Here is a 12,578-nt window from a genome sequence, read left to right as displayed (position 1 = left end):
GGGTGGGGGAGGACCCGCAGCGGGTTGAGGGTGACCGTCCCGTCGGGGAGTGTGACCTCGTGGTCCAGGACACCGAACGCGTTGGTGGGCGCGAACCGGACGCGGACCTCGCCCGTGGGGGAGTTGACGACGAGAATGTCGCCGTCGGATCGCACCTCACCCGCCGCGAGTCCGGCCGCCCACGACGGCAGGTGGGCGGGGTCGGCGGCGAGGGCGTAGACCTCGTCGGGGGAGCGGCGGATGACCACGCCCAGGTGCCGGGTGCGCATGGGACGAGTATCCGCCGCGTCCACCGTCCGCGCCAGGGTGCAGCAGAGGCAAAGTGGTCAGACTGTGGCGCGGGTGGTCGGGATGTGGCGCGGGTGGTCAGGGAGTGGCGGGTTCGTCGTAGCTGCCCTGGCCGGCGATGCTGGTGACCGTCGTCAGGAGGAAGACGGAATCGGCGAGCGCGGTGACGGCGTGGCGGTGGTGGGTGAGTGTGTGCAGTTCGCCAGCGGCGATGTCGGTGTCCCCCTCGCCCGTGACGCGGACGGCGCCCTTGAGGAGGTAGAGGCTCGCGGCCGGGGGAGAGTTGTGCTCCTCGAGTTCGGTGCCCTCCGTCAGCGCGAGCAGGGACTGCCGGAGCGGCCCCTCGCGAACGAGGATCTCGGCGTGGCGTCCGTGTGCGGACTCCTTCGCGCGGGCGAGGATGCGGTCGGCGGTCTCGGTCACATGGTTCATGGTGGAACTCACTGCCTCTCGGTGTGAACTGCCTCTTGGGTCGCGTGGTCCGCACCCTACGCCAGGACGGCGACCGCCGCGCAGAGCATGATCGTGGCGGCCACGACGGCGGTGGCCAGCGTCCGGGTGGCGGCGCCGGGGAGCCGGGTGTGTCCGGCCATGACCAAGCCGACGGCCAGGGCGACGCGCGGGGGCGAGACGATGATGGCGAACGACCCGCCGACGTTCTGGCCGGCGAGAGTGACGAGGCTGTCGGCTCCCAGCCCGGTCGCGGCGCCGGAGGTGGCGGAGGAGAACATGGCCGCCGCGCCGGTGTTGGTACCGGTGAGGTAGCCGCCCAGCGCCCCGATGGCCGGGATGCCGGCCAGTGACGCAGGTCCGAACCCGGACGCGAGATCGGCGAGGTGGGCGGCCATCCCGGCGGCGGCCATGACGACGCCGATGGACATGAACACGATGGCGTTGCCCGCTACGGGGACCCACGTCGCCAGCGCCGTCCGGACCAGGTTTGTCACGGGCGGGCCCGGTGTGGTGTAGACGCGGAGCGCGACGAGGGCCGCGACGTTCACCCAGAGGGCGGGGGAGGTGAGCCATCCCGTCCCGGCCGGGGCGCCGGCGAGGGCGAGCACGGCGCTGGCGCCGAGGATCCCCGCGAGCAGGACCGCGAACGGGATGAGTGCGCGTCCGAGCTCGGCGGTGACCGCGGGGAGAACGCCGTGCCGGGCGCGCCCGACCCCCAGGAGGAGGGCGATCACGGCGGTCGAGGCGAGGATGCCCGACGGGGGGACGCCGACCGCCGCGTTGGCCGCGACGAGGGCGGCCCACTGGGTCACGACGACGGCGGCGCCGAGAACCACGTGGCGCGCGGAGGGCCGGGTGGAGACGACGACGAGGACGGTCGTCATGCTCACGAGGAGGACCGGCAGGGTCAGGAGAGCCGACCAGTATCCGAGTTCCGCGACGTCCTGACCGCCGAGCTCCGCGGCCACGAGGGTGCCGGGGCCGAGGGAGCCCCACGGGACCAGGACCAACCCGAGCAACCCCGTGACGACGGCCTTCACCGGCGACAGTCCCATCCGGACGAGAAGCGGGGCGGTGATCACCACGCCGAGTCCGAAGCCGGTGACCGACTCCATGAACGGGGTCAACCCGAAGACCAGCAGCAGGATCGCGGGCACCCGGTCGTCGCCGGAGCCGACTCGTTCGAGCCATCCGGCGATGTGATCCCTGCTCCCGGTCGCCGACAGGGCGGTGGCCAACAGGACGCCGCCGAGGAGGATGAGAGCGACCTCGAGGACCGTCGGCCCGAGTTGCGCCAGTGAGGCGAGGACCTCGTCGTCGTCGGGCCGGAAAACGGTGATCGCACCGACGAGCGCGGCCACCAGGCCGGCGCTTCCCGCCAGGAGAGAGGGGGAGCGGAGCGCCAACAGGGCCAGGACCACCACGACCGGCGCGACGGCGGCGCCGGTCTGCACGAGAGCGCTCACTGCACCCAACCTACCCAGGTGGCCCGGGGCCAGCGGTTGCGAGAGCGCCGGACGGCGAGCAGCCTCGTCACACACCTGCGGGCGCAACCGCGGGCGGGTGAGACGTCGACGCGATCCGCGGCCGACCCCCCGAGACACCGACGGAGAGGAGCACCGTGGACGCCACCGAAGTCGCCGACCGGGTCCACCGCCTGGCGCATGCCCACGTCAACTGTTATCTCGTGGAGGACGATGACGGGGTGACCCTCGTCGACGCCGGCCTGCCGAGCATGTGGGACCTCATGACCGAGACACTCCGTCGGCTGGGCCGTGGTCCCGCTGACGTGCGGGCTCTCGTACTCACCCACGGGCACTTCGACCACGTCGGCTTCGCACGGCGCGCCCGGGTCGAGCTGGAGGTGCCGGTGCTGGTGCACCCCGCGGACGGACACCTGGCCGCGCACCCCTACAGCTACACACCCCAGCGCAACCGCTTCCTGTACCCGTTCACCCATCCCCGGTCGCTTCCCGTGCTCGGAAGGATGGCCATGGCCGGCGCTCTCACGATCAAGGGGGTCGAGGACACCGAGGAGCTACCGGTGGGTCCCGCTCTCGACGTCCCGGGTCGTCCCGTGGCGATGTTCGCCCCCGGGCACACCGGAGGACACTGCATCCTGCACCTACCCGACCGGGACACGGTCATCAGCGGGGACGCCCTGGTCACCCTGGACCCGTACACCGGCGCCACGGGACCGCAGATCGTCGCCTCGGCGGCCACGGCCGACACCGCCCGCGCGATGGAGTCTCTCGGCCCGGTCGCCGCCACCGGGGCCTCGACCGTCCTGCCCGGCCACGGGGACCCCTGGACCCACGGAGTCGACGCCGCGGTCGGACACGCCCGCGCCGTCGGCGAACACTGATCAGAGCGCATCACCGCACGAGAGCAGGGAGACCCGAGGGGAGGAGTGTCTGGCGGAGGTCAGGGGAGAGCTGACGGGACGCGCAGCCGCGGCGTCAGCTGATCCGGAGAGGGCTCGTCGCCCCCCTCGACGGTGGCGATGAGTGCGTCAGCGTGGGAAATCAACCCGGTCGCATCGATCCCGTGAGGCGCGGGGCCGCCGCCGTGGCCGATACGTTCGGCGGCACGGGCGAGCAGCGACAATGCCCCCTTGGTGTTGCCGCGCTGGATATGGGTGATGCCGACCGCCAACTGGGCCAGGCCCTGCCAGAGCATGCGCTCGTCATCGGGACTGGCCTTCCAGGCACCCTCGAGAACTTCGTGGGCATTGAACGCGAGGCCGCGGTCCAGCAGATCCTGTGCCCATTCCAGCGATCGGGCGGGGGGCAGATCGAGATCCTCGGGGATACGCTCGACACCGACGCTGCCGATCGGCAATGGCCGACCGAGTTCATCGCGAGGGCGCGAATTGCGCGCGCGGCCGTCTTCGTCGCGATCACGGTCCATGCCGGGTGGGGTGCGCATGGCGCCATCGTCTCATCTGTTGACGACGGCCGGCCACCTCGGACACGGGCCCCGATCGTGACACGTCGCGCGCGCTCTCCTCCGCGCGCGCTCCGTAGGCTTGTCCCATGACGTTGCATCATGTTCGACGCGGGCAGGGGAGCCCTCTACTTCTCGTGCACGGACTCGGCGCGGGGTGGCGATCGTGGGAACCCATCATCGACGATCTGGCAGCGCGTCGCGAGGTCATCGCTGTCGACCTGCCGGGTTTCGGTGAGTCCCCACCGCTGGAGGGTGAGGTGTCCATAGCGGCGCTGGCTGACGCCGTCGCCCGGTTCATCGAGGAGACGGGTCTGGACGGGGTGTCCACGGCCGGACAGTCGATGGGTGGGCGGATCGTTCTCGAGCTGGCCCGGCGCGGCGTCGGTGGCGACACCGTGGCGCTGGACCCCGGCGGATTCTGGAGTGATCGCGAGCTGGCGATCTTCAGCGCCACCCTGCGGCCGTCGATCGCCCTGGTCAGCGCTGTGCGCGGAGCGCTCCCGGCACTCCTGGGCAATCCGATGAGTCGGACCGCCGTGCTGGCGCAGTTGTCGGCGCGGCCATGGGCGCTGTCGGCACAGACCGTGCTGCCTGACGTGGCCGGGCTGGCGGACGCACCGGCGACGGGCCCGGCGATGGACGCGCTCACGAAGGGCCCCCCGCAGCAGGGTGCCCCCGCGGGCACGGTCCCGGGACGGGTCACCATCGGGTGGGGGCGTCGCGATCTGGTGACACTCCCGGCCCAGGCCCGGCGAGCCGCCCGCGCGTTCCCCGACGCGACACTGCACTGGTTCGATAGGTGCGGCCACTTCCCGCAATGGGACGCGCCCCGCGAAGCGAGTCGGCTCATTCTGGACCGGACCAATTGACCCGGCGCATTCCGCGGTAGTGGTGTGGTGAGCACCATGGGCGGTTGCGCCCGCACGAAGCTCTGCCACCATGGGCGGATGATGCGTCACACGCGCGACCGGGGGAGACCGCCATCAACGTGGAGGAGTAGCCCACCGCGAGGCGGGGGTGGAGAAGCCCGGGAGTCGAACAGCCGGGCCGGACGATGAAACACCTCGCGTCCGCCATTGCATTGAGTTCCACTGCACCGAGTTTCGCTGCGCTGAGTTCGGTGCTGAGAATGCGAAGTGCGTTCCGCCGAGGGATGTGGACGACCGAACTGCGGATGCACGTGGATGCGGAGACGGTGTGGTCAGTCATCACCGATGTGCAGACCTGGCCGCGATGGGGGCCCACCGTCTCAGGGGCGCGGATCGACGGTGACTCCGGCCTGACGGGCGGCGCGCGAGGGACGGTCACGACCGCGGTGGGGCTGTCCCTGCCCTTCGAGATCACCGAGTTCGTGGAGCGGCGGCTCTGGGTGTGGAAGGTGGCAGGAGTGAGCGCTACCCGGCACGAGGTGATCGAGGTACCGGGTGGTTGTGTCCTCAGCTTCGGTGCTCCGGTCTGGGCGGCGGGATACCTGCCGGTGCTGGCGATCGCGCTGCCGCGCATCGAACGGATCTCCGTCGAACGAGCTCACTGAGAGGCGTCGGCGTGGATCGCGCAGCAGGACGGTGGCATGTGACCACCGCGCCGATGGGGATGGGACAGCGGTATTCGAACTTTACATAATGTAGATTATCGGCACTTCGGGAGTGGGTGGTCCGGTGAGAAGCTTCCGGAGTTCGTCACCATCCGCCGTGCACACTGCCACGAATGGTCACTGAGGCGAGACCGTGTCGCTCGGTAGAGAAAGGTGCGACATCATGCGCGGATCAGTCGAGAACGCTTTCATGCTCATCCACAACCCTCTGGTGGATCTCTACCAGTGGCTCCTCAGTGTCCTCCCGGCGGACATGACCTGAGTTCTGCAATGGCCTGAGTTCCCCGGCGGCGATCCGTCGCCGTCGTTCGTTGCGAGGCCCCGGGTCGTGGACATCGTCGGTTTACCGTGCGAATCCGCACCTGGGCCTCGCGGCATCTATCCGCCACTGTTGCCGGTGGTCCCGCCAGTCAGCTCCGATTCGACACTGTGACGTTTCGGGGGCGGGTGTCCCCGACGCAGTACGCCTGCGGGGTCATCCGCCCAGAGCCGCCGGCTGCCTGTCAGTCCACGGCAGTGCCTGCTCCAGCTGGCCGGCCAGACGCAGCAGCATCGACTCGCCCCCGAGTCCGGCGGTGAAGTGCACCCCCATGGGGACGCCCTCGGGCGTCCAGTGCAGCGGGAGCGACAGCGCCGGCCGACCGGTCAGGTTGGCCAGCTGGGTGTACGGCACCCAGCTCAGGTTGGCGTCGATGAGCGACTCCACGAATCCCGAGTACCGCAGCAGCGGAGCTGTGCGCGTCGCGAGCAACGCGGTCGCCGCGCGACGCGCGAGCGGCGGGGTGTCCAGCGCGCCGATGTGGGGCGGGAGATCTGCGAGCGTCGGCGTCATGAGCAAGTCGTAGCCCTCGAAGAAGCTGGTGAGTTCGCCGACGTACTGATCCCGCCGCATCACGGCATCGAGATAGTCCACGCTGCTCTGCGCCCGGCCGAGTGCCGCCACGATCCGCGTGTCCGTCTCGAAGTCCCGGTCTGCGCACCCCGTCCGGCGCTTGGTGTCCTCGACCGACCACGCGAGGTAGGCGAACCAGCTGGTGAGGAAATCGCGGGCCAGAGCCAGGTCGTCCACGGGTTGTGACTCGAGGATGTCGACGCGGTGGCCGAGATCCTCGAGCGCTCTGGCGGCGGTCTCGACAGCGGCGAGAGCCTGAGGGTGGGGTGACGAGTTGATCGAGGACGCGGTGCACACGCCGATCCGCAGACGTCCGGGGTCCGCCCCCACCTGGGACCGGAACGACTCCGACGGGGTGGCCGGGACGTACGGCCCGCCCGGCTCCCCTCCCATCAGGACGTCCAGCATCGCAGCCGAGTCGCGAACCGACCGCGAGATGACGCCATTGGTGGCCGCGCCGTGCATCGCCTCGCCGCGCGCGGGCCCCATCGGGACCAGTCCGCGGCCGGGTTTGAGGCCGACGAGCCCGCAGCACGCGGCCGGGATGCGGATCGAACCGCCGCCGTCGCTCGCCCCGGCGACCGGGACGATGCCGGCTGCGACCGCGGCGGCGGACCCGCCCGAGGAGCCCCCGGGGCTGCGGCTGGTGTCCCATGGGTTCCTGGCGGGGCCGAACAGTTCGGGCTCCGTGATTCCCTTGGCCCCGAACTCCGGGGTGTTGGTCTTGCCGAAGACCACCAGGCCAGCGTCCAACCACCGCCGGACCACGGTCGCGTGCTCGGTCGCCGGTACGTCGGCCAGTGGACGCGACCCGCCACTGGTGGGTGTTCCCCGGTAGTCCTGACCGAGATCTTTGAGGAGGAACGGCACCCCGGCGAACGGGCCCGACAGCTCCTCGGTCGCCCGGGCGCGAGCCGGCCCGTCCAGCCGGCGCACGATCGCGTTGAGTCGCGGATTGACACCGTCGGCGCGCTGGATCGACGCGTCGAGCAGGTCGCCCGGGGTGACCTCGCCCTGCCGCACGAGGGCGGCGAGACCGAGGGCATCGTGACTTCGGAACTCGTCAAAGCGCATGGGGCCGGAGTCTACGCAGCGCGATCAGCGATTGTTCCGGTTCCGCCAGGCGCGCCAGGCGCCCGTGGACCACAGGGCCCACGCGACGAGGACGGGCTGGAAGAACAACCGCACGAGGCGTGCGCGGTCGCTGTCGAGTCCGAACGCGTCCGTGCCCGTCACGTACTGAGAGATGTTGCCGGGGAAGATCGCGACGAAGAACGCCGCCGTCACGCCGCCCACCGCCGGCCGGTATCGCGCCGGTGCGAGGATGAGCGCCGCGCCGAGTCCGAGTTCCACCACGCCGGAGGCGACGACCACGAAGTCCGGGTCGAGTGGGACCCACGTCGGGACCTGTGCCTGGAACTCCTCGCGCATGGTGGTCAGGTGCCCGGTCCCCGCCCCGAGAAGGGCGGCGCCGAGGGCCCATCGTCCGAGATGTCGGACCACCTCGCCCGCACTGCGGCGGCGCACCGGTGTGCGGGATCGCGAGTTCTTCAGGGGCCGGTCGAGTTTGTCCATGGGGGTAGTGTTGCGCACAACTTAATTGAGCGCAACCTAAAAATGGGCGATACTCGGGTGATGGATCCCGATCTCCGACTGGAAGAGCAAGTCTGCTTCGCCCTCTACGCCGCCTCCCGCGCCTCGACGTCGGCCTACCGCCACGCCCTGGCGTCGGTCGGCCTCACCTATCCGCAGTACCTCGCCCTGCTCGTGTTGTGGGAGGAGGACGGGCTGACGGTCCGCCAGTTGGGCGACCGACTACTCCTCGACTCGGGCACCGTCTCCCCTCTGCTCGCACGGCTGGAGCATGCCGGACTGGTCGAGCGGTCCCGCTCCGTCGGCGACGGGAGGAGTGTCCACGTGCACCTCACCGAGGCCGGCGGGCGGCTGCGCGCCGAAGCCGAGACGATCCAGTGTTCCCTGCTGGACAGGGTGGACATGCCGCAGGAGGACCTCGTCCAGCTGCGGACCCTGGCCCAGCGTCTCGTGACCTCGCTCGAAGGAGTCGATCGCGGCGATCAGTAGCGTCAGCCGATGGTGATCGGCTGACGCAGGATCGTCCTGAGTCTGGCGGGATCGGACCTGCGGGGGTCCGAGAGGTAGATCTCGTGGTGGTGGCCCGACGGGGTCGCCCCTCGTGAGGGGATGATCTCCTCGTGCATCCGCGCGATGATCGGGCCCTCGTCGTCGTAGGGGCCCACGTGCAGCGTCTGCACCGCCGACCCCTCGGCATACCCGTCGAACCGCACCCGCTCGCGGGCGTCCGGCACCTTCGTCGTCGTCACCTTCTCCATGGCGGCGGACAGGATGTCCGGGGTGACCCAGTCCGGCTGCCAGATCATCATCGTCCAACTCCAGGCGGCCTTGTCGCGGGCCGTGAACACCTGCGGGTCGTCGGCGTACCAGAGGCCCTCGAGCGGGCCCACCGTGTAGACCCGTCCCAGCACGGTCCGGGCCGCCGCGCGCACGGCGTAGGACGTGGCGTACAGCGCCTCGACCGCGGTTCGGTACTCTCGGGCGGTATTGGGATCTCCCCGCCCGTCGACCATGAGAAACCGCATCGGCGGCACCTCGACCAGGTCGAATCGGCCGGCCTTACCGCCGTAGAGGTCCCTGCGCTCTCGTTTGATGTCGAAGTTGGGTGGGTCGCCGACCATGGCAGCAGGCTACGCCGATTCGGCCTGCAGTTCCTCGATCCGGCGTCGGTACACCGCGGTCAACTCGTCGATGTACCGGCGGTTCCACCGTGGGGTGATGTGCTTACTGCAGTTGGCGTCAGCGGCCACGACGTCCACCACGATCGCGCGTTCCACGCGGCCGGAGTACTGCTTCTCCCCCATGGCCCGGAGCCGGTCGATCAGCTCGGGGTCGGCGTCAGGCTCGACCGTCCGCGCGTGACCGAAGACCTTCAACCGCCGGCGGGTCGGGTAGTCGACGAAGAGCAGGCAGACGCGTCCGTCGTGATCCACGTTGCCCGTGGAGAGGTATTGGTGGTTGCCCGGGAACTCGGCCCAGGCGAGTGTCGTGTCGTCGACGACGTGCACGAATCCCGCCGGGCCGCCGCGGTGCTGCGCGTACGGCCAGCCCGACTCGGTGACCGTCGAGAGGGAGAAGTGGTCGGCGCTCCGGATCAGGGCGACATCTGTGCCCTCGAGGGCGAAGTCGCCGGTGTCGACGGGGAGGGTGACCCCCACGGCGTCCTGCCGGGCCCGCACCGCCGGTCCGTACGCGATCCCCGGGTAGTGATTGGCTGCCATGGTCGTCAATATAGGTTGCGGTGCGGCACGCCAGGCTGCAGGGCATGAGCTGGGCGTCGATCGGCATGGTGCTCGGCGTCAGCACACAGGCGCTGCACAAGCGATTCGGAAGGACGGAGTGACCGCGCACGACGTCGACCAACCCGTCGACGTGCGTATCCGTGAACAGTGCCGACGCATCGGAGCGCAGCTCGGCTAAGTGCTCAGCGTCCGGGAGTGGCGGCGGTGTCCGGCCTGGGCACGTTCTGCAGCCGGAGTTGGCCCCGCGCGAGCACGGCTCCACCCTCGGCCTGGCTGATCACGACATCCCACAGCTGCTGGCTGCGGCCCTGGAACAGCGCGTGGGCGGTCACCTCGACCCGCCCGCCGGTGGACGGACGGAGGAAATCGGTGCCGTTGTGCACGCCGACCGCGATCTGCCCCCGGTCAGCGACCGCGAATCCGGCTCCCGCGCCGCCGGCGGACTCCACGATGCTCGCGTAGACGCCGCCGTGGACCGTTCCCCACGCGGTGAGGTGCTCCTCCCCCAGTTCCGCGTGGCCGCGCAGCGAGGTGGTCGTCACCCCGTCGACGACGAGCCCGGAGGCGCGGACGAAGGCGCTAGCGTCGGAGGAACTGGCATCGGGGAACCCGCCGGAATCGATCATGGGGTCTTTCTACCCGCTACCGGCACCGGCTAGGTCGCCGCAGCCACGTACTCCGCCAGATGCTCCCCGGTGAGAGTGGAGGCTGCGGCGACGAGATCTGCCGGGGTGCCTTCGAACACGACCCGACCCCCGTCGTGCCCGGCCCCGGGGCCGAGGTCGATGATCCAGTCCGCGTGGGCCATCACCGCCTGGTGGTGTTCGATCACGATCACCGACTTCCCGGCGTCGACCAGCCGGTCGAGCATCGCCAGCAGGGTCGCGACGTCGGCCAGGTGCAGGCCGGTGGTCGGTTCGTCCAGCACGTAGACCTCGGCCTTGTCGGCCATCTGGGCGGCCAGCTTGAGCCGCTGCCGCTCGCCACCGGACAGCGTGGTCAGGGGTTGGCCGAGACGGATGTAGCCCAGACCGACGTCGCGGAGCCGGACGAGGATCTTGTGCGCGGCGGGGATCCGCGCCTCTCCCCCGGCGAAGAACTCCTCGGCCTGTGCGACGGACATCGCCAGCACCTCGCCGATGTTCCGGCCACCGAACCGGTACTCGAGCACCTCGGCCTGAAAGCGCCTGCCCTCACAGTCGTCGCACGTCGTCGCGACGCCGGCCATCATGGCCAGGTCGCTGTAGATCACGCCCGCGCCCTTGCAGGTGGGACACGCGCCCTCGGAGTTCGGGCTGAACAGCGCCGGCTTGACGCCGTTGGCCTTGGCGAACGCCTTCCTGATGGGTTCGAGGAGTCCCGTGTAGGTCGCCGGATTACTGCGCCGCGACCCGCGGATGGCGGCCTGGTCGATCGCCACCACCCCGTCGCGAGGCGACACCGAGCCGTGGATGAGCGAACTCTTGCCCGATCCGGCCACGCCGGTCACCACGCACAGCACCCCGAGGGGGATGTCCACATCCACGCCTCGCACGTTGTGGGCTGTCGCGCCACGCACCTCGATCCGCCCGGTGGCCGCCCGCACGCTGTCCTTCAGTGCGGCGCGGTCGTCGAGATGCCGGCCGGTGACGGTGTCGCTCCCGCGGAGCCCGCTGACCGATCCCTCGAAGCAGATCCGACCGCCTTCGGAGCCGGCGCCGGGTCCGAGGTCGACGACGTGGTCGGCGATCGCGATGGTCTCCGGCTTGTGCTCCACCACCAGGACCGTGTTGCCCTTGTCGCGCAGCCGCAGGAGCAGCCCGTTCATGCGTTGGATGTCGTGGGGGTGCAGGCCGATCGACGGCTCGTCGAACACGTAGGTGACGTCGGTCAGGGCGGAACCGAGGTGGCGGATCATCTTGACCCGCTGTGCCTCGCCGCCTGACAAAGTGCCCGCGGGGCGGTCGAGCGACAGGTACCCCAGGCCGATCTCCACGAATGAGTCGAGCGTGTGCTGCAGCGCATCCAGTAGCGGCGTGACCGACGGTTCGTCGAGACCGCGCAGCCACTCGGCCAGATCGGTGATCTGCATCGCCGAGACGTCGGCGATGTTTCTCTCCCCGATCCGGGAGGACCGGGCCCCCTCGTTGAGCCGGGTGCCGTCGCACTCGGGGCAGGGGGTGAAGACAACGGCCCGCTCGACGAACGCGCGGATGTGGGGCTGCATCGCCTCGACGTCCTTGGACAGCATCGACTTCTGGATCTTGGGGATCAGGCCCTCGAAGGTGACGTTGATGCCGTCGGCCTTGACCTTGACCGGCTCCTTACGCAGCAGGTCGTGCATCTCCCGATCGGTGAACTCCCCCACCGGTTTGTCCATGTCGAAGAACCCGGAGCCGGAGTAGATGCGGCCGTACCAGCCGTCCATCGAGTATCCGGGGACGGTGATCGCGCCCTCGGACAGGGACTTGGAGCGGTCCACCAGCGCGTCGACGTCGAAATCGGAGACTGATCCGCGACCCTCGCAGCGGACGCACATCCCGCCGGTGATGGAGAACTCGGCCTTCTGCCAGGTTCCGTCGGCCTTCTTCAGTGTGCCGACCCCGGAGGCGGACGCGACGTTGAAGGAGTACGCCTTGGGGCCGCCGATCCTCGGCTGCGCGAGACGGCTGAACAGGATCCGCAGCATCGCCCCGGTGTCCGTGGCGGTGCCGACCGTGGAGCGGGGGTCGGAGCCCATCCGCTCCTGGTCCACGACGATCGCCGTGGTCAACCCCTCCAGCACGTCCACGTCCGGCCGCGCCAGGGTGGGCATGAAGCCCTGGAGGAACGCGCTGTAGGTCTCGTTGATCATCCGCTGCGACTCCGCCGCGATGGTCGAGAACACCAGCGAGCTCTTGCCGGATCCGGAGACGCCGGTGAACACCGTGAGCCGCCGCTTGGGCAGATCCACGTCGATCGACCGGAGGTTGTTCTCCCGCGCGCCGAGGACGCGGATGGTGTCGTGCGTGTCTGCCGTGTGGGCGCTCATCCCGGGTCTCCTCAGCCTGTCCGCTCAGCGGCAACGTTAGACCGCGGGCCCCCGGCG

Annotated in this window: 13 protein-coding genes; 4 read left to right on the top strand and 9 right to left on the bottom strand. The window is 70.0% G+C overall.

Annotated elements, in window-relative coordinates:
- Positions 1-366: 366 nt before the first annotated feature.
- Both CK206_RS03055 and CK206_RS03050 read right to left on the bottom strand, forming a co-directional pair.
- On the bottom strand, positions 367-720 hold the full coding sequence (locus tag CK206_RS03055) for a cupin (RefSeq protein WP_096907244.1): 354 nt from the start codon (positions 718-720) through the stop codon (positions 367-369).
- Positions 721-776: 56 nt separating this feature from the next.
- On the bottom strand, positions 777-2,207 hold the full coding sequence (locus CK206_RS03050) for an L-lactate permease (protein WP_096905510.1): 1,431 nt from the start codon (positions 2,205-2,207) through the stop codon (positions 777-779).
- 155 nt (positions 2,208-2,362) lie between these two features.
- Between CK206_RS03050 and CK206_RS03045 the strand changes: the two genes are divergently transcribed.
- On the top strand, positions 2,363-3,106 hold the full coding sequence (locus tag CK206_RS03045; protein ID WP_069388883.1) for an MBL fold metallo-hydrolase: 744 nt from the start codon (positions 2,363-2,365) through the stop codon (positions 3,104-3,106).
- A 59-nt stretch (positions 3,107-3,165) separates the two neighbouring features.
- Here the strand turns inward: CK206_RS03045 and CK206_RS03040 are convergent, their stop codons facing one another.
- Positions 3,166-3,669, bottom strand: a complete 504-nt coding sequence (locus tag CK206_RS03040) for a DUF309 domain-containing protein (protein WP_096905509.1) — start codon at positions 3,667-3,669, stop codon at positions 3,166-3,168.
- Between the two features lie 107 nt (positions 3,670-3,776).
- Here CK206_RS03040 and CK206_RS03035 point away from each other — a divergent pair, with 107 nt between their 5' ends.
- Together CK206_RS03035 and CK206_RS03030 are read left to right on the top strand one after the other, a co-directional pair.
- Positions 3,777-4,559: an alpha/beta fold hydrolase gene (locus CK206_RS03035; protein ID WP_096905508.1), complete on the top strand. Its 783-nt coding sequence runs from the start codon at positions 3,777-3,779 to the stop codon at positions 4,557-4,559.
- Between the two features lie 284 nt (positions 4,560-4,843).
- A complete protein-coding gene (locus CK206_RS03030; RefSeq protein ID WP_096905507.1) occupies positions 4,844-5,224 on the top strand; it encodes an SRPBCC family protein in 381 nt (126 codons plus the stop codon).
- Positions 5,225-5,759: 535 nt separating this feature from the next.
- Here CK206_RS03030 and CK206_RS03025 read toward each other — a convergent pair.
- Positions 5,760-7,250 (bottom strand): amidase, encoded by a 1,491-nt coding sequence (locus CK206_RS03025; protein WP_096905506.1) that lies wholly within the window; start codon positions 7,248-7,250, stop codon positions 5,760-5,762.
- Between the two features lie 24 nt (positions 7,251-7,274).
- Complete coding sequence (locus tag CK206_RS03020; protein WP_096905505.1) at positions 7,275-7,751, bottom strand: DoxX family membrane protein; 477 nt, start codon at positions 7,749-7,751, stop codon at positions 7,275-7,277.
- Between the two features lie 60 nt (positions 7,752-7,811).
- Between CK206_RS03020 and CK206_RS03015 the strand changes: the two genes are divergently transcribed.
- Positions 7,812-8,258, top strand: coding sequence for a MarR family winged helix-turn-helix transcriptional regulator (locus CK206_RS03015; protein ID WP_096905504.1), 447 nt, complete (start codon positions 7,812-7,814; stop codon positions 8,256-8,258).
- Between the two features lie 2 nt (positions 8,259-8,260).
- Here the strand turns inward: CK206_RS03015 and CK206_RS03010 are convergent, their stop codons facing one another.
- The 4 genes from CK206_RS03010 to CK206_RS02995 form a co-directional block, all read right to left on the bottom strand.
- Positions 8,261-8,890 (bottom strand): GyrI-like domain-containing protein, encoded by a 630-nt coding sequence (locus CK206_RS03010; RefSeq protein ID WP_096905503.1) that lies wholly within the window; start codon positions 8,888-8,890, stop codon positions 8,261-8,263.
- Between the two features lie 9 nt (positions 8,891-8,899).
- Complete coding sequence (locus tag CK206_RS03005) at positions 8,900-9,490, bottom strand: pyridoxamine 5'-phosphate oxidase family protein (RefSeq protein WP_096905502.1); 591 nt, start codon at positions 9,488-9,490, stop codon at positions 8,900-8,902.
- A gap of 203 nt (positions 9,491-9,693) precedes the next feature.
- On the bottom strand, positions 9,694-10,137 hold the full coding sequence (locus CK206_RS03000) for a PaaI family thioesterase (protein ID WP_096905501.1): 444 nt from the start codon (positions 10,135-10,137) through the stop codon (positions 9,694-9,696).
- Positions 10,138-10,166: 29 nt separating this feature from the next.
- The gene (locus CK206_RS02995; protein ID WP_096905500.1) at positions 10,167-12,521 is read right to left on the bottom strand and encodes an excinuclease ABC subunit UvrA; all 2,355 of its coding nucleotides are present in this window, start codon (positions 12,519-12,521) and stop codon (positions 10,167-10,169) included.
- Positions 12,522-12,578: the final 57 nt, after the last annotated feature.

This window comes from Dietzia sp. WMMA184, assembly GCF_002441635.1.
In the GTDB taxonomy this organism is placed as follows: Bacteria; Actinomycetota; Actinomycetes; order Mycobacteriales; family Mycobacteriaceae; genus Dietzia; species Dietzia kunjamensis.
The sequence above is the reverse complement of the archived record's forward strand: the minus strand, read 5'-3'. Positions and strand labels throughout refer to the sequence as shown.

Bases quoted from the DNA above. Each gene is read 5' to 3' on its own strand.
- CK206_RS03055 (WP_096907244.1), bottom strand. From the start codon at position 720: ATGAACCATGTGACCGAGACCGCCGACCGCATCCTCGCCCGCGCGAAG.
- CK206_RS03040 (WP_096905509.1), bottom strand. From the start codon at position 3,669: ATGCGCACCCCACCCGGCATGGACCGTGATCGCGACGAAGACGGCCGC.
- CK206_RS03035 (WP_096905508.1), top strand. From the start codon at position 3,777: ATGACGTTGCATCATGTTCGACGCGGGCAGGGGAGCCCTCTACTTCTC.
- CK206_RS03030 (WP_096905507.1), top strand. From the start codon at position 4,844: ATGTGGACGACCGAACTGCGGATGCACGTGGATGCGGAGACGGTGTGG.
- CK206_RS03025 (WP_096905506.1), bottom strand. From the start codon at position 7,250: ATGCGCTTTGACGAGTTCCGAAGTCACGATGCCCTCGGTCTCGCCGCC.
- CK206_RS03020 (WP_096905505.1), bottom strand. From the start codon at position 7,751: ATGGACAAACTCGACCGGCCCCTGAAGAACTCGCGATCCCGCACACCG.
- CK206_RS03015 (WP_096905504.1), top strand. From the start codon at position 7,812: ATGGATCCCGATCTCCGACTGGAAGAGCAAGTCTGCTTCGCCCTCTAC.
- CK206_RS03010 (WP_096905503.1), bottom strand. From the start codon at position 8,890: ATGGTCGGCGACCCACCCAACTTCGACATCAAACGAGAGCGCAGGGAC.
- CK206_RS03005 (WP_096905502.1), bottom strand. From the start codon at position 9,490: ATGGCAGCCAATCACTACCCGGGGATCGCGTACGGACCGGCGGTGCGG.
- CK206_RS03000 (WP_096905501.1), bottom strand. From the start codon at position 10,137: ATGATCGATTCCGGCGGGTTCCCCGATGCCAGTTCCTCCGACGCTAGC.
- CK206_RS02995 (WP_096905500.1), bottom strand. From the start codon at position 12,521: ATGAGCGCCCACACGGCAGACACGCACGACACCATCCGCGTCCTCGGC.